Source organism: Ningiella ruwaisensis (assembly GCF_004798935.1).
Classification (GTDB): domain Bacteria; phylum Pseudomonadota; class Gammaproteobacteria; order Enterobacterales; family Alteromonadaceae; genus Glaciecola; species Glaciecola ruwaisensis.
The window spans coordinates 1-14,454 of record NZ_RAHT01000009.1 but is presented as its reverse complement, the minus strand read 5'-3'; the positions used below and the strand labels follow the sequence as shown (position 1 = coordinate 14,454).

Sequence of the window (14,454 nt, the reverse complement as noted above, 5' to 3'; positions counted from 1 at the left end):
TATATAAAGCATCTGTTTTTGTGATGTTATTCTTGCGCAACATTTTGAAATATCTAATACGCGCCGCTTTGCATTTATTCAGACCAAACTGAAAATTCATTGCCTGTAGTATCCAAAAAGTGAAAGCGCCGACCACCTGGAAAACTGAAAATAGCTTGTGAAATTTTAGCCCCCGCACTTTTAACTTTTTCAAGTGTTTGTTCTAGATTTTCAGAGTACAAAACAATTAGTGCACTGCCCCTTTCGACCCGCATCGGCGTTTCAGATAGATAAAAACCGCCATCAATATTTTGACCGGTAAAGCATGTATATTCAGGACCATAGTCAACAAAAGTCCAGTCAAACACATCAGAGAAAAATGCTTTTGCGTCTGTAACATTAGTTGTAGGTATTTCTAAATAATTAATACGGTGATGCTTTGCCATGAGAATTTATCCTTTTACATTATTTTTAAAATAACAGTTGCTACAACACACCACACTATCACGTAAAACACAGGAAGTTTAAAGCGCATAAGTAAAGCAAGCCCTACAGCAGAAATTCCAAGCTCTGCTCCCGAGTTAATAGCATGCAAAAAAATAGGGTCGTATAAGGCCGCCGCCAAAAGGCCAACCACTGAAGCATTTGCGCCTGCAAGTGCACCCTGTAGTCGCTTGTAATGATAAAACCGCTGTAAATGCGGGAGAATAATTAAGATTAATAAAAACCCAGGTATAAAAATGGCAATAGCTGCAACAAAAGCGCTAATAAGCGGCGACCCCAAAATATGGGTATTTGAATCTGCGATGAATCCCAAATAGGCTGCAAAAGAAAACATAGGACCTGGCATTGCCTGAGTCGCGCCATACCCTGCTAAAAATTTTTCTTGAGAGAGCAGATCATTTGCCACGGTCGCCGATTCCAATAAGGGCAATACAACGTGACCACCACCAAACACCAAAGCGCCTGAACGATAAAAGATGTTTACCGTTTCGCTAATGTATGGCAGCGCGAAAAAAAGACCTGTGAATACGCACAAATAGCTAAATGAGATAATATTTGCACGACGCGGCTTGAGCGCTTGCTCTTGTATTGCGTTTGATAGGCCATTCTCCTTGTCATTGGCAAGTAACGCTGCTCCACACATCGCGCCAAGCAAAATAACGAAAAATTGACCCGCCAGTGAGTTTGCAGATAAAAGGATCACAAAGCTCGCCAGCGCCAGTAAAAAAGTCGGTTTTGTATTACAACTTCCCTTGGCCATTCCAAGCAAGCCTTGAGACACAACAACAAAAGCAAGAATAGCAAGTCCTTGTAAGGCCGCCTTTCCTATTGGTGAGTCAAACACATACAAGTAATTTGCAAATACTATCAACAGAATCACGGAAGGAAGGGTAAAGGCGATAAACGCAACAAAAGCACCAGCAATGCCACCGCGAAGCAAACCGATAGTAAAGCCTACTTGACTGCTAGCCGGCCCCGGAAGGCTTTGGCTGAGGGTGACAATGCTTTGATATTCTTTGTCATTAAGCCATTTAAGCTTCTCAACAAAGGTTTGCCTGAAGTACATTAAATGCGCAATAGGACCACCAAATGAGCTACAGCCCAGCTTCAAAAATTCCCAAAAGATCTGAAGGATTGTGCGCATGATGTGTTTTGCTTTCTACAGGTAGTTTAATAAAAACCAGTTAATTGATAGACGAGCATAAAGCCGGTGTAACGCTAAACTGCAGATATTTATCGTGTTTACGTCGCATCGCATTAAGCTTTACGTCAATACTTTTATCATTACTTAGGGCTTTTTGAAACTCATCGTGTTGACACACAAAAGCTAAGGCCTCTGCCCTGTAGCCCTTAATCTCACCCTCAACACCGCTTACGTTAACCGTTAATTCAACGCGATCGCCCATGTTTCTGTACGTTAGCAAAACTGCAGAAACCTCTGGCGATGTAAACATGTCATTTTTTATATCTTCAGCCATGTCCTGATAACTTCCTACTGCATTGAAGTTATAAATCAGCAATACAAAAAGAAGAGTGAGAACAGCAATTCCTATTTGGATAAGTGTGAACTTATTAATTTCATATTTTTTGTTCATTTTTACCCTTACTAACGCGTGTTTTGAAACCGTATTACATAGTTGAAATACGTTGTATTTCATCATTTAGCGCAATATTATCGTTCATTTCCTTTTACTATAACGCGATTAAATCTAGCACTTCTAATATTTCAGAAAAAACGCCTGCCAGTGAGCGCAATGAAAGTAGCAAATATACCGACTAAAGCATAAACCACTTCAAAAGCACCTACTTCATCCCATCGACCAGCACTGGCCAATTGAATAAGCATCGCAGCAAGCATGATAGAAGGCAACGCGCAGATACCAATGATTATACGGATAGGTTTTGAAAGGACTTTAGGTTGTTTGGGATTTACTTCTTTTGCCATTTTCCATCTCGTTTTTCATATGATTCTTTGACAGCAGACCATGCCACTTTAAAACTCACTTCTTCGCGCGAATCATCTCCATCCCGATCCTCTGGCTTGGCATATTGCTCCCATGCACTATTGTATGCTTCTAAAAATATCTCTTGCGCGTGTTTGGGTAAATTGTCAGTAACGGCATCGGGTAAATCGCTGATATTTTCATAAGGCATTGCTTTCTCCTATTTTGCGCGACACATTATTTTAAAATAAGACTTAAAAATAAGACTTAACAATAAGCTTTAATGCGTTAAGAGTGACGCATTTACCTTATTTGATACCAAAGATAGATAAAAATTGATTACCTTGCTCACTAAAGAGCCAAAAAACGGCGGCAATATTTACAGCAATTGTGACTCTGTAGACGCGCAAAAACTCAGCTTTGCTTGACTTATGTCTTAGTTTTAACTGTGCTAGTAATGCGCTGGGCCAAGCGCCCAAAAGACTCATCATATGCAAATTGGCTTCGGGCACTCGCCTTTGCCTGTGCTGCGCTGCCCGCTTGTCTATCCAATAAAAAATGAATGTTAGTACGTTCGCGCCAATTAAAAACCAAAACAGTTCTTTTGGAAGTGTCTGCGTCATAACTAGATAAAAGATGATGAGGCAAAAACTAAGGCTTAGTGATTTTTCTAACGTGCGTTTGCTGGAGCGTCGGCTCTTATACTGTTGGGCTCTTGAATCGTTTTTTTTCCGCTTATTGTCGGCGGCCAAAGTGACGTTTAATGCTTTGAATTTGCCCGGTTGCTCCTCCGTTTGCTCATAGATTAAGATATCTCCTTCCACAGGCCTTCTCGAAGATTTTGCGAACGACTTAATGTGAACAAATGCGCGATTCCCTCCTCCATTAGGCTCAACAAAGCCAAATCCTTTTTCATCGTTCCAATTAGATAGTTTTCCTTGAAATCTCACCTAAACTCCTTAAAAGCGCTGATTTAGTTCCCTGTTTCTTTCGAACCGCAGACTATTCGCTCTTCTCCCAGATGATAAATGTTATTGATGGCAACATAAGTACCGGATACAACGCCTGAAATAGGGATGAGTACCAAACCGCTGATAGAATAAAAAGTGTTTGTATCTTCAAAGCCATTTATTATTTTTAGTGTTTTACGATCAGAGGATATCTCACAGCGATTCACTTTTACCGTATCTTTTTCAGGGACCACCACGCAAGCGCTGAGCAAAAACAAACAACATACAAACAATGCAAGTATTCTCATACATTTCCTTTAAACATAACAAGTTACGGTGAATTAACTTGTGACTTTTTACCTTAAACAAATATTGATAACTCAGATGACGAGTTTGTCACACTTTTTGAAAAACTTTTTTTTGAGACATTAAAATATCGTTATGTATCTTCTTCATGCTTCTCCGCGGGAGATGAGGGTTTGCTTGCGTTTAGATAGACCATGAAAAAGCAGATGAGTGAAATTATCACAAGTATTAATGATGAAACCGCTACTTTCATTAAACTCAATTCACTCACACACCAAAATATACCCGTTACAGTGCTGCACACTCCGATTATCAACAGACCTCTACCAATTGATTTTGCGTAAGCTTCTGGTCGCGCAAAATTCGTTTTATTAACTCCCGGCAGTAGATCAAATCTGCGCTTGATAGCGATAAGATAACCGAATGTTATCGCAGGAAGTGACAGGGCGATTATCATGGCAAATGCATAAGGACATAACATAAGTCATACTGCCTTAATGATGAATTTATTTGGAGAACTTATACCAATCATAAACACCCTCAGTAAACCATTTTAGATCAATCTCTACTAACATTAAGGTGAGGCTTTTCGTATCCTTAAACTGTGAACATCGTATCGCAATTTGGACAACCAATAAAGAACGCCAGAGCAATATGCAACGCTCATGAAAGGAAGCGTATTTTCATATTAAACAAGCATATCGGGTATAATCTTCAGCCTTATTGGCCATTAATACATTCCCGTCAATTAGGCACTTTAATACTGCCTCCTTAAAACTAAATGCCTCAATGATGAGTCAGCAGGGTATGGCGTGACAATTGCGAAAACAAATGGCATGACATAAGCTGTCAATCTCTGTTTATCGTTTTGTTATATTTCCCGCTAAAGACTTTCACTTGAATCCATCAAAAAAGGCTAATGCTATGTAAGCACCAATTAGCCCGATAGTTACTTGAGAAATAAAGTGCTAGCTTGAGTCGACTCTTATATCACCTTGCCAATACGTAAGAAAAAAAGAATTAACCGTCGCAATCACTAATGCCAACAATATTCTGAACAAAATACACAGTCTAAAAACTAAAAAGTAACCTTATCATTTTTGTAGAGAAGTAACACTTTTGATAAGCGGTTTGCCGCCGCTTTTGTGACAAATCCGTCTTCATCATTTTGTTATCCCGTGATTAGTCAATACGTTTTGCCAATTTCTTATAGATCGCATCTTTGTCTCGCTTTCCGACAGCTAAAACGTAGACTAAAATCTCATCATCAAATACTTCATACGCCATTCGATATCCGGCAGTTCTCAACTTAATTTTATAGACTGATTTATAACCTGTCAGTTTGTCGGCAATGACATGTGTGTTTTCAAGCCTCTCTCTAAGCTTTTTCTTGAATTGAGATTTTATTGACGCACCTAGTTTGTTCCACTCTTTATATGCAGATGGAACAAACTTTAACCTATAAGTCATCCAATTTAACTTCTATTGCATTATCAATTTCGGAGCGGCGGTTCTCTACGATTTTTGATAGTTCGTAGTCATCTAACAAATCCATCAATTGCTCATAAGTATCTGCCGGAACCAGATAGGCTGCAGGTCTGTTGTGATTTAGTATCGCAATTGTTGCACCATCAGCTTCATTTAGCAGTGCAGAAGGATTTTTCTTTAATTCAGATATGCTTGCTGAACAATCAGCTAAAACTTGTCGCATGGTTTTACCCTCCAATAAATATAGAGCCAAATATAGCTCTTTATTTAGAGCTTAATCAATAGCTCACTTCTAAGGGGTAACACAAAGTTAACGAGTTATCAGATTATAGCGTGGCTCTTGCAGATGCAAGTGGCATGACATGAGCTGACAATTTCTGTTCAACGTTTTGTTGTGCGCAAATTGCCACACCTGATGCATCTTGCTACAATAAACTTAAATTTGTTGGAGATATACCATGGCAACCGCAAGCATAAGGCTAGATCAAGAATTGGTAGAAAAAGCCACTATCATGGGAAAAGCATTTAATCGCACAACACCTAAGCAGATTGAACATTGGGCTAAGATAGGTGAGATGATGGAAGATAACCCAGACCTACCCTATGAATTTGTGAAACAGATAATTATCTCTAAAGCCGAGAAAGAAGCGGGTAAGTTGGAGCCGTACAGCTTTGGCTAAAATTACTACCGTTTTACAAACGCAAAATTTTAAAAGAGCAGTTAAAAAACTGCATAAAAATCAAAAATCCGATTTAGACAAAGCAGTAAAAGCAATCATGGAAGATCCGTTGCTTGGAGAGCAAAAGAAGGGAGATTTGTCGTTTCTACGCGTACACAAGTTTAAAATGGTCAAGCAACTGACACTGCTCGGATATAGCCATGAAAATGGAACTGTGGTGCTAGAGCTGATCGCGCTTGGATCGCATGAAAATTTTTATCGCGGTGTGAAAAAAATCTTCTGAATCTTTGCGCATAACTCCGTATTAACCGGCAGAGTGATTTTGGGGGCTGTTTTGTGGCTTCTTGCAAAAAAGGTGACAAGATTGCTACGTCCGTGTTCAATACTTTGGTAGTTTCACATTCCAAATACTTCATCAAAACTATGCCCTTGTTTCATCCTCTCAAGGTTTGCATAGAACTCACTTTTATCAACTGATTCAACTGCTAATCTTGCTGCTTGATAATTCTGAAATGCATTATCAGTGTAAAAATGATGCCCATAAAAGATGCTTTTAACAGCTTCGATTTCTATATCTTCAAGACTTATATTCTGAGGTAAAAAAGGATCCCTCAAATCAACAAGTAACGAAACCCCCTCTTCAAACCATCTCGGCATGTCTAAAACCCAAGTCATCCAACCCAATCTTGCGTATATTTCAGCATGAACAAATTCATGCGCCATGACATCTACGTTCTGACCATTCGATCCTAGAACAATGCAAGTACCAAATGGGCTAACATGTGATGTAGCTGTATCAGAAGCGAAAAACTTTTTAGATTCATCCACGGCATCGGCAACTATTATCATCGGCGAAGCTATTGTGGGTCCAAAAGTATCATTGACTCTCTTCGCCCCTTGTACAATAAAGTCTATAGACTCCGAAGTCTTTATGCTGCCCCTTGCAACGAAAATGTTTTGACGTATTTCTTCATATCCTAAAGGCTCGGCTATCTCACAAGCGATAGCCCCTTTAAAAATATATAGCGGAGTAATCAAGAAAAGACCGCTTGCTAGAAGGTAAAAAAATGATGATTTCTTCATCTATCCTCCGTGAAACTAACGCTAAGCTAACAAGCAATGACACTGCGGTAAAGTGCGTAAGCACCGCAGTGTTATTGTCCCAGTGACCGAAGGGAACGAGTGAGGCGCCTTGTTAGGCAACATGTTTTACACCTAAATCGATTTCTAACAAAGAGAGATAGCGCCCTCTAATACTTTGAGACTCTTTTTTGCCAACAATATTTGCGCCAGCCTTAAGATAAAAAGGCTCTGCATTGGGTTCTGCTTGTAGGATTATTTTTGTGCCTCCACGTTGAGTAACCAAAGACTTGGCGTGATCTATTAATTGATTTCCAACTCCCTTGCCAATGAATACTGGCTCTACAAAAAGCGCATCCAATTCGTAGGTGTTTGAATCCAAGTGGCAGACTGCGTAATAACCAATAATTCTGTTTTCGTATTCCATGACACGAAATTGAAATTTCGAATTATGAAATTCGCCAGGGGAAATTGAAAGCTCCTCTTTGCATGCGTCCAGAAAATCCTGAGAGTAGCCCCAATATCCTTTTGAACGCAAAGCAAGGTTACTAACGAAATCCAGTTCTTCTATTCGTAGTGCTCTGATAAGGCCTTTCATGCAAATATTGCCTAACACTTTGCATAAGCAGTTTTGTGGCGCTTTTCCACAAAATCCGTCTTAATGCATTTGTTATTCGCCACTCCGCTTATCTCAGCTCGCTAAAAACTTCAGGATGTTGTTCGGCTATCCTTAGTAATGCAACTGCCGGTCCTTGAGGGTTTCTTCGTCCCTGTTCCCAATCCTGTAGCGTTCTTGTGCTTACACCGAGTAAACCTGCAAACATAACCTGAGACATTTTCAATTTAGAGCGAATAACTTGTGGCGCTGATGGCTCACTTAATTCGTTATTGCGTAGAGAAACCTTTCCCTTTTTATATTCCTTGATCTCATTTATACCTGCAAGAATTTCGGCACCTATATCTCTATTACTCATTGTCGATTGCCTCTGCTATTTGTTTCAACACATGACCTGCGATAGTAGCTCGCTCCGATTTACTGTACATAGTGAGCATCCATATCTCATGTTCAGCTTTCTTCCAAAAATAAATAGCGCGCACACCACCACTTTTGCCTTTTCCCAAAGAAGCCCACCTTACCTTTCTGACACCACCTGAGCCTTTAATAATATCGCCAGCGTCTGGTTTTTGAAGAAGGTAAGACTGCAATCCACGATATTCATCATCTGATAAATAATCTGGTAGCAGTTTTGTAAATAGGCTTGTTTCTATAAAGATCATGGCCCAATAATACGGCAATGCCGTACATTGTCAAGCAATGTCTAATGGCGAATAACGCTCGTTTAAGCGGCTTAGTTTATTTGGATAAAACTGCGATAATTTTTGCGAAGCAAAACGCAGTTTTATCCAAATGCGCGACAGCGAGTGGCTTTAAACCTTTGTTAGCTGCCATTGCCTAATAAATGCATCGTATTTGTGATAATACAAAATAGCTTCAACAAATTTCTCAACTGAAAAATCGTATTCACTATTTACCAAATTTTCCTTTATTTCCTGTAATTGCTTTACGCTTAAAAAACTTCTAAAACCTCTTGACGTAGCGAAAACCGGATCATCATTTAAATCCCTTTCTGCTTCCTCATCATCATCTATTACCAATACTAATTGCCCCATGTTCGAAAGACTAAAGTCAGTAATAAAAACCTGATGATCCCAAGGTAAATTATCTATCGAATTCAGAGTGATTTCTAATGATTGCTCTAATCGCATGGCTGTTCCATTTGGCAGCTAACGCCTGATTAAGCGGCGTAAAACCTCTCTTGTTTTATGTCCGTTTGAATCATTTGTTATGTGCAATTGCACAATATGCCTCCTTGCCAACTTTTAGCACACCGTATAAACATACAGCAATAAGCCCGACTATTACTCCTGCCTCTACGCCAACCATATCACCTATAAAAGCAGATATAATGCTAATGATTGCTGTAGAGGTCGGAGTTACTGCTTCGTCTAACTGCTTTCGTAGTTTGTCGTAGCGTTTATCATCAGTACAAAAGAACAGATGAAATTCACTTTTTACTGAAGTCCAATATGATTTAGGAGGGCGATTATCAGCAGACCTTGTATAAATCGTTCCCTTTATCAATTTTAATTTATCTTCATCTTTTAAAGCAGCAAAATACCTTGGACTATCATTCAACATCAGGTGTGCAGCGTCATCGATAGTATATTCATCACTCCAATCCAATATTTGTACTGGAGTAGCGTGCAACATTACATCTTCTGCTTTTAAATATTCAATCCATGCCAATGGAGCCTCCTTGCACATAACACCCGCTTAAGCGGCGAAAATTGCTTTTTATTTTTGTCCGCTTGAAGCATTTGTTAGGCATCACTCGATTAGACCTTCGAAACACTTTTTGCAAGCCTCTTCGTTGAAACGTTTTCTACAACTTTGAAATACTTCCTCGGCAGGATAGTTAACTGTGTGACTACGATATTCTGCACAGGAAGATCCGCTCAACGCCAAAATTTCGGGTAGTTGCGCAACTACCGTTCCTAGCTTAGATGATGTTAACCTTGAGCCATTAGAATCTGACCGTAACTCTATTGCAGAATTGTCGTCCCATAAATGTAGTGCACTTCCTCCATCTCCACCTGAAACGAAAAGCGCAGTTTGTTTTTCTTTTGAATCCAAAGTGAGTGCAATGCTGTCGTTACTAAATGTAAGATAGCCCCCTCGTTCTTGACCGTCTTGATCATATAGCATTAATCCAGCGGCAGCATTTCCTCTTTCAATTTCTTTGCCATTGATCATAGCGTTTGGCATATCCCCAGATAAACGGGCGCGCACTATACCGTTTGAGTCTAGTACGACTAGTTCACTTACCTCTACGGTGCTTTGATTAGGTTTTTTTAAACTGGATAATAAAATGTAAACAACGAATAAAAAAAGAACAACTAACGCAATAAAAAGAACTCGGTTAGCCGTTTCAAGTCTTTGAATTCTTGTATTTAAATCAACTTCCATTGTCCCATATTCCTCATGATGCCTAACACTTATGATAAGCGGTTTGGCACCGCTTTTGTGCCAAATCCGTCTTCATGTATTTGTTATACGTTTTCACTGATACCAAACGCTTCGATTCTATCGAAACCATCTTTATTATGCTTGACCATTTCTTCTTCTGATTCTGGGTCATTAGCGATACACATTTCTTGCAGAAACCATTCATATTCAATCTCACCGGTTTCAGCTATCTCATAAAACCGTGAATTTGTGAATCGACTTTCGCCATAAGCACCTAATAACTGCTTACCATTTATTTTTTTTAGTTTGTAACTGCAATAACTTGAGCCATTCCGCAAAGTGCCTTCTGGATTTTTGATTAACCAATCGGATGAAATATCATCCGGAACAAAACCACGCATTAACTTGTTGAAGGTAGTTACCATATCCATATTAGTCACCTGACGTATAACGCTTCAATAATGGGTGACACGCAGTGGCATCCCAGCGCAGCGAATTAATTGATTTGTTATATGCTGACATAAATTGAATAAACACCTTGTTCATCGTGAAAAAGACCTTTGCTAACATATTTGCAATCGCCAACGTTAAAAAACCCGTTTCCGATATAACCAAGGTTTATTTCACTATCGTTTTCAAAAGCGGCCTCTAGAACTAATAAGGATTCTGAGTGGATTTTTTGATTGATAAGTGCATTGCGATTTTTCCATTTGTCTGCATCATAATATCCGGAAACATCGATAATCTCACAACCTGAGTTGTCATAGTTAAAATTGTCAATCACCCTCGCAATGAAACGAAACTTAAAAGTGTCATGTAAGAGGTTTTCGATTTTTACCCGAAAGGTACTGCCACCTGCCACAGCTTGAAAAGAAGTGAGCGAGATAAAAACTATAAAAGCTGAGATTTTCAAAGGCATATAACACTTAGCATAAGCGGTTTGCCAGCGCTTTTCTGACAAATCCGTCTTCATGCTTTTGTTAGGGTCCGCTCTCACTTACGAAGCCTTTAACTCTTCACGGATAATTCGTCTTAAAGATTCTTCATCAACTGGCTTCGACTTACATGCTTCTCTTAGCGCCGCGTTAATTAAAGTTTGATAACCGATCCCCTCGGCTTGTGCCCTTTCCTTAAAAGCGGTTAGCACATCATTATCAAGCATTATCGTGATTCGCGTTTTGCCATCATTTTGAAGCTTTGATAAGTGCGGAACATCTTTAGCTCTTTTAGAATTTGAAAAATCGTATTCTTTACGCATATTGTTTCACCTCTTTACGTGTAGCTTTTCGAGCTGAAATCAAACGAATAATTTCATCTTCTCGAAGTGTATAAACGACCACGAGCAGTCTATCTTTGCTACTCATCCCTAGAAGAACCCACCTATGCTCATTTTCAGAATCGCCGTCCTCAAAACTCAGTCCCATAGGATCAAAGAGAACGCTTGCTGCTTCTTCGAACGAAACACCATGCTTCCTTTCATTTATTTCAGCTTTTAACGGGTCATATTGAATTTCCATGACTTTTAGTATGCATATTCAATACATATATGTCAATCCGTTCAAATTACCTCTTTAAAAGACTACTTTAGTGACCCTAACGCTTGTTTATGCGGTGAACGAAGTGAATCCGGCAAGCTTGCTTGCGAACATGAAACACTTGTTAGAGCCACGCTACGCTGTATTTAACAACGTAAAATAACGATACTATTATCACTAAATGGAAGAGACCGAAGCCTAGTATCTTCTTATGTTGCGATGATACATTTTCTGATTTAAGTATCCCATCTAATTTAGCTAAGCCCCAGAGAATAAGCAAAATATGAAAAGCGACAGCAAAAACTACTAAAGCATAATCATATCTATCATGGTAGATCATAAATCCTAAACACATTGAAAACAAAGTAGCAGCCCCTGCCGCTCCTGTTGTAAAAGTTGCATTTAAAGGATGTACATACAATAACCGAAAACTTTTTCCATTGTTTGTACAATAATCCGGATTTGCCCAATAAAAAACACTTCCTGAAAGGAGCGAAAAACTCCCCAATAGGTTGAATGACAACGGTGACATACTTTCAGCCCAAAGTTTATAATATGCGGTAGTTTCTTCATGAAATTTGCCACCACTTATAAACATTAGGAAACATGAAATAATAAAGAAAAAAAGTATCGTCGTATTTATTGCTTCCATATCTAAGGTTTTCATCACGTTCCTGTCTGTGGCTCTAACACTAAGCTAAGGGGCAAATGCACAATGCGATAATTGCGAAGCCGCATTGTGTATTTGTCCCAGCAGCCCGCGCAGCGGGTTGCGACTTGAGCGTTTTGTTATATCGCAACTTAAAAACTACCACCGATCTTTGTCGAAAATTCTTCTGATTTGGTTTCAATAACATATTTGTTAAGTGTTAATGCATAGCCTTGAATATTGGGGCTTTCATTTTCAGACGAACCGTCTAAATAATACATTCGGAAATCATTTGGAGCCGTTTTTGAACGCCAAATGCCTCCAATTAATTTGTCAGTACAACCGCCAGTTTTGCCTTGTGTTCCCATGCATGCTGAGTGGCCAGAGCCTTCATAATAGTAACCAGTATCATCTTGGTATTTAGGAATATAAGTACCCTGTTGTACTCCAAAAAACCAAGTGACCATACCCTTTTTTACTTTGTAAACAACATCATCGCTGAGGTTTATGGCTTGATTTGACTGATATGCCGTTAGATTATCTTTAGATTGAAAGGTTGGAGTAGATGCGCAACCTGAAGTTATAAAAAGAAAAGCACTGACAATCCAAAATTTCATTTTATGTATCCTTTTTCAACATGCGATATAACACCGCCATAAGCGGTGCGTAATTATTCATGGAATTTGCGATAATTTAGCGCAGCTAAATGCAAATTGCATGAATGATTGCGCATCCGAAGGAACGACAGTGACTGGCTTGATGGCTTTGTTAGTTGTCACTCCACAATACTCAAAAAGACTAAAATCCAACTACTAATTATTGTTATCTAATCGCTCGCATATAAAAGTTAGCTCGTATCTTGCGAACACGCCTATTGTCATTTCAGTCTCGATCTCGTCTTGAATTACTAAACTTGCATTATTTTCGCTACATTTTTCCTGAGCTTCCTTGAGAGCCTCGGCTTTGAGTCTACTTAATCTATATTCTTGCCCAAGTACCGGAGTACCTCCCTCCTTGAACACTTTAAACGTATCGCCAATCTTGACAATATCGCTGGAAGCACATGCCGTAACAAATAAAATTGCTACAATGGGAATAGATCCTTTTATGTAATTCAAAACTGTCTCCATAATTTTTTCGACAACTAACACTCGATTAACGAGTGGCTTGCTAATGGCACGACGATTGCGGATGCAAGCGACATGACATTGGCTAAACATCTCTGTTCAATCACTTGTTAGCTTTCGCCTTTAAAGGATACTTGTCTGGATTTTCGAGTATTTGCTCGCTTAAATCCACGTCCAAATCAGGCCAATGAAAATGACCTGGCGCAAACTCTTCAATATTAAAAATCTGCTCAATTGGCTTGGATTTAAACCAAGGATAATCTTCGAATGACAAAAAATATTCTTTATTCGATGATGTAAGAAGCCATATGCCAAAAGGTGATACGTTTGTAACTTCAGTCTTTAAAGTGTCGTTGCCAAGCGCTGATGAGCTCATCTTGATGCCCCCTGACCAATTGCTCGATTCGAGATAGTTGTTTACTAGAATAACCGAAAGATTTTGCTAACGCTATTTCTGGCTCTAACCAATATTTTGCTTCGCCGTCACCAGATAAAACATGAACATGCATACGAGACTCCTCACGTGAGAAAAAGAAGAACCGATAACCATCTTCCCTGAAAACTGTTGGACTCAATTTCTACTCCTTAGAAAGCTAACACCCGCATAACGGGCAAAAACACGTAGGCTACAATACCAAGCGAAGCGCAGGGAGCCTAAGTGTTTTTGTCGCCAGCGAGCGCAGCGAGTGGTTAATCCGTTTGTTAGCCGCGCCCCAAACAATCATCGATAAAAGGGTTTTCTGGTAGTTTATTACCACACCATGGGCAGAAAGAAAAAAACTCGAAACCGAACTCTCTGTCTTTTTGCTCAATCATCCACAAGTATTCGTCTCGAAATTGCCGAAATTGCAAATGGATACCTGCTTGATTCGATTCTTCGACAGCAACAAACATTTGTGGGCAACAATACTGGCTCAGCCTTTCCATCCTTTCCAAGTTATCTGTTGTTGTAAAGTCTTTTGCCCAATACTGACATTTCTTACACGACTGTAAATGTTCAACCGCTTGCTGGCCTTGCTCAGTACCGTCATTTGGAAATCCATCCGAACCCATGAGTAGCATGGGAGCAAGACTCTCTAATGCTCCCCACTCGATCAAACTTCTACGTGATTTAGTGCAATTATCCATAATTCACTCTGTAGCGGCTAACGCCTTTTTAACAGGCGTTTTTTGTGTAGTGGAGTC

Annotated in this window: 28 protein-coding genes; 2 read left to right on the top strand and 26 right to left on the bottom strand. The window is 39.4% G+C overall.

Annotated features, from left to right (window positions below):
• Positions 1–74: 74 nt before the first annotated feature.
• The 9 genes from D6V41_RS15980 to D6V41_RS15940 form a co-directional block, all read right to left on the bottom strand.
• A complete protein-coding gene (locus D6V41_RS15980) occupies positions 75–425 on the bottom strand; it encodes a VOC family protein (RefSeq protein ID WP_136252550.1) in 351 nt (116 codons plus the stop codon).
• A 14-nt stretch (positions 426–439) separates the two neighbouring features.
• On the bottom strand, positions 440–1,627 hold the full coding sequence (chrA, locus tag D6V41_RS15975; protein ID WP_136252549.1) for a chromate efflux transporter: 1,188 nt from the start codon (positions 1,625–1,627) through the stop codon (positions 440–442).
• A 40-nt stretch (positions 1,628–1,667) separates the two neighbouring features.
• Entirely contained in the window at positions 1,668–2,078 is a 411-nt protein-coding gene (locus tag D6V41_RS15970) for a hypothetical protein (RefSeq protein ID WP_136252548.1), read from the bottom strand.
• A 131-nt stretch (positions 2,079–2,209) separates the two neighbouring features.
• Positions 2,210–2,428, bottom strand: a complete 219-nt coding sequence (locus tag D6V41_RS15965; RefSeq protein WP_136252547.1) for a hypothetical protein — start codon at positions 2,426–2,428, stop codon at positions 2,210–2,212.
• A complete protein-coding gene (locus tag D6V41_RS15960; RefSeq protein WP_136252546.1) occupies positions 2,413–2,637 on the bottom strand; it encodes a ChaB family protein in 225 nt (74 codons plus the stop codon). The genes D6V41_RS15965 and D6V41_RS15960 overlap by 16 nt, the downstream gene beginning before the upstream one ends.
• Before the next feature lie 97 nt (positions 2,638–2,734).
• Complete coding sequence (locus tag D6V41_RS15955) at positions 2,735–3,376, bottom strand: DUF1294 domain-containing protein (RefSeq protein ID WP_136252545.1); 642 nt, start codon at positions 3,374–3,376, stop codon at positions 2,735–2,737.
• A 23-nt stretch (positions 3,377–3,399) separates the two neighbouring features.
• Positions 3,400–3,684 carry a hypothetical protein gene (locus D6V41_RS15950; RefSeq protein WP_136252544.1) on the bottom strand — a complete coding sequence of 95 codons (285 nt, stop codon included), beginning with the start codon at positions 3,682–3,684 and terminating at the stop codon, positions 3,400–3,402.
• Positions 3,685–4,864: 1,180 nt separating this feature from the next.
• Positions 4,865–5,152 carry a type II toxin-antitoxin system RelE family toxin gene (locus D6V41_RS15945; RefSeq protein ID WP_136252543.1) on the bottom strand — a complete coding sequence of 96 codons (288 nt, stop codon included), beginning with the start codon at positions 5,150–5,152 and terminating at the stop codon, positions 4,865–4,867.
• The gene (locus D6V41_RS15940; RefSeq protein WP_136252542.1) at positions 5,142–5,393 is read right to left on the bottom strand and encodes a type II toxin-antitoxin system Phd/YefM family antitoxin; all 252 of its coding nucleotides are present in this window, start codon (positions 5,391–5,393) and stop codon (positions 5,142–5,144) included. Before D6V41_RS15940 ends, D6V41_RS15945 begins: the two co-directional genes overlap by 11 nt.
• A gap of 235 nt (positions 5,394–5,628) precedes the next feature.
• On the opposite strand from D6V41_RS15940, the gene D6V41_RS15935 reads away from it, so the two are divergent.
• Positions 5,629–5,850 (top strand): TA system antitoxin ParD family protein, encoded by a 222-nt coding sequence (locus D6V41_RS15935; protein WP_136252541.1) that lies wholly within the window; start codon positions 5,629–5,631, stop codon positions 5,848–5,850.
• Complete coding sequence (locus D6V41_RS15930) at positions 5,843–6,133, top strand: type II toxin-antitoxin system RelE/ParE family toxin (protein WP_136252540.1); 291 nt, start codon at positions 5,843–5,845, stop codon at positions 6,131–6,133. Before D6V41_RS15935 ends, D6V41_RS15930 begins: the two co-directional genes overlap by 8 nt.
• Before the next feature lie 113 nt (positions 6,134–6,246).
• Here D6V41_RS15930 and D6V41_RS15925 read toward each other — a convergent pair whose 3' ends face one another.
• The 17 genes from D6V41_RS15925 to D6V41_RS15845 form a co-directional block, all read right to left on the bottom strand.
• Positions 6,247–6,933 (bottom strand): hypothetical protein, encoded by a 687-nt coding sequence (locus D6V41_RS15925; protein ID WP_136252539.1) that lies wholly within the window; start codon positions 6,931–6,933, stop codon positions 6,247–6,249.
• Between the two features lie 112 nt (positions 6,934–7,045).
• Positions 7,046–7,528: a GNAT family N-acetyltransferase gene (locus D6V41_RS15920; protein ID WP_136252538.1), complete on the bottom strand. Its 483-nt coding sequence runs from the start codon at positions 7,526–7,528 to the stop codon at positions 7,046–7,048.
• An 88-nt stretch (positions 7,529–7,616) separates the two neighbouring features.
• A complete protein-coding gene (locus D6V41_RS15915) occupies positions 7,617–7,904 on the bottom strand; it encodes a helix-turn-helix domain-containing protein (RefSeq protein WP_136252537.1) in 288 nt (95 codons plus the stop codon).
• The gene (locus tag D6V41_RS15910; RefSeq protein ID WP_168711063.1) at positions 7,897–8,226 is read right to left on the bottom strand and encodes a type II toxin-antitoxin system RelE/ParE family toxin; all 330 of its coding nucleotides are present in this window, start codon (positions 8,224–8,226) and stop codon (positions 7,897–7,899) included. The genes D6V41_RS15915 and D6V41_RS15910 overlap by 8 nt, the downstream gene beginning before the upstream one ends.
• A 132-nt stretch (positions 8,227–8,358) precedes the next feature.
• Positions 8,359–8,697, bottom strand: coding sequence for a DUF7716 domain-containing protein (locus D6V41_RS15905; protein WP_136252536.1), 339 nt, complete (start codon positions 8,695–8,697; stop codon positions 8,359–8,361).
• 70 nt (positions 8,698–8,767) lie between these two features.
• Complete coding sequence (locus tag D6V41_RS15900) at positions 8,768–9,238, bottom strand: hypothetical protein (RefSeq protein ID WP_136252535.1); 471 nt, start codon at positions 9,236–9,238, stop codon at positions 8,768–8,770.
• A gap of 81 nt (positions 9,239–9,319) precedes the next feature.
• Complete coding sequence (locus D6V41_RS15895; protein WP_136252534.1) at positions 9,320–9,958, bottom strand: hypothetical protein; 639 nt, start codon at positions 9,956–9,958, stop codon at positions 9,320–9,322.
• Between the two features lie 83 nt (positions 9,959–10,041).
• The gene (locus D6V41_RS15890) at positions 10,042–10,389 is read right to left on the bottom strand and encodes a hypothetical protein (protein ID WP_136252533.1); all 348 of its coding nucleotides are present in this window, start codon (positions 10,387–10,389) and stop codon (positions 10,042–10,044) included.
• A gap of 77 nt (positions 10,390–10,466) precedes the next feature.
• Entirely contained in the window at positions 10,467–10,919 is a 453-nt protein-coding gene (locus D6V41_RS15885) for a hypothetical protein (protein ID WP_136252532.1), read from the bottom strand.
• Between the two features lie 36 nt (positions 10,920–10,955).
• Complete coding sequence (locus tag D6V41_RS15880) at positions 10,956–11,216, bottom strand: BrnA antitoxin family protein (protein WP_136252531.1); 261 nt, start codon at positions 11,214–11,216, stop codon at positions 10,956–10,958.
• Positions 11,209–11,475 (bottom strand): BrnT family toxin, encoded by a 267-nt coding sequence (locus D6V41_RS15875; protein WP_136252530.1) that lies wholly within the window; start codon positions 11,473–11,475, stop codon positions 11,209–11,211. The genes D6V41_RS15880 and D6V41_RS15875 overlap by 8 nt, the downstream gene beginning before the upstream one ends.
• Before the next feature lie 142 nt (positions 11,476–11,617).
• Positions 11,618–12,160, bottom strand: a complete 543-nt coding sequence (locus D6V41_RS15870; protein ID WP_136252529.1) for a hypothetical protein — start codon at positions 12,158–12,160, stop codon at positions 11,618–11,620.
• 134 nt (positions 12,161–12,294) lie between these two features.
• Complete coding sequence (locus D6V41_RS15865) at positions 12,295–12,759, bottom strand: hypothetical protein (protein ID WP_136252528.1); 465 nt, start codon at positions 12,757–12,759, stop codon at positions 12,295–12,297.
• 195 nt (positions 12,760–12,954) lie between these two features.
• Entirely contained in the window at positions 12,955–13,260 is a 306-nt protein-coding gene (locus D6V41_RS15860) for a hypothetical protein (protein WP_136252527.1), read from the bottom strand.
• Positions 13,261–13,372: 112 nt separating this feature from the next.
• Entirely contained in the window at positions 13,373–13,645 is a 273-nt protein-coding gene (locus D6V41_RS15855; RefSeq protein ID WP_136252526.1) for a DUF2442 domain-containing protein, read from the bottom strand.
• Positions 13,605–13,844 (bottom strand): DUF4160 domain-containing protein, encoded by a 240-nt coding sequence (locus tag D6V41_RS15850; protein ID WP_136252525.1) that lies wholly within the window; start codon positions 13,842–13,844, stop codon positions 13,605–13,607. Before D6V41_RS15850 ends, D6V41_RS15855 begins: the two co-directional genes overlap by 41 nt.
• Before the next feature lie 127 nt (positions 13,845–13,971).
• Complete coding sequence (locus D6V41_RS15845; protein ID WP_136252524.1) at positions 13,972–14,397, bottom strand: hypothetical protein; 426 nt, start codon at positions 14,395–14,397, stop codon at positions 13,972–13,974.
• Positions 14,398–14,454: the final 57 nt, after the last annotated feature.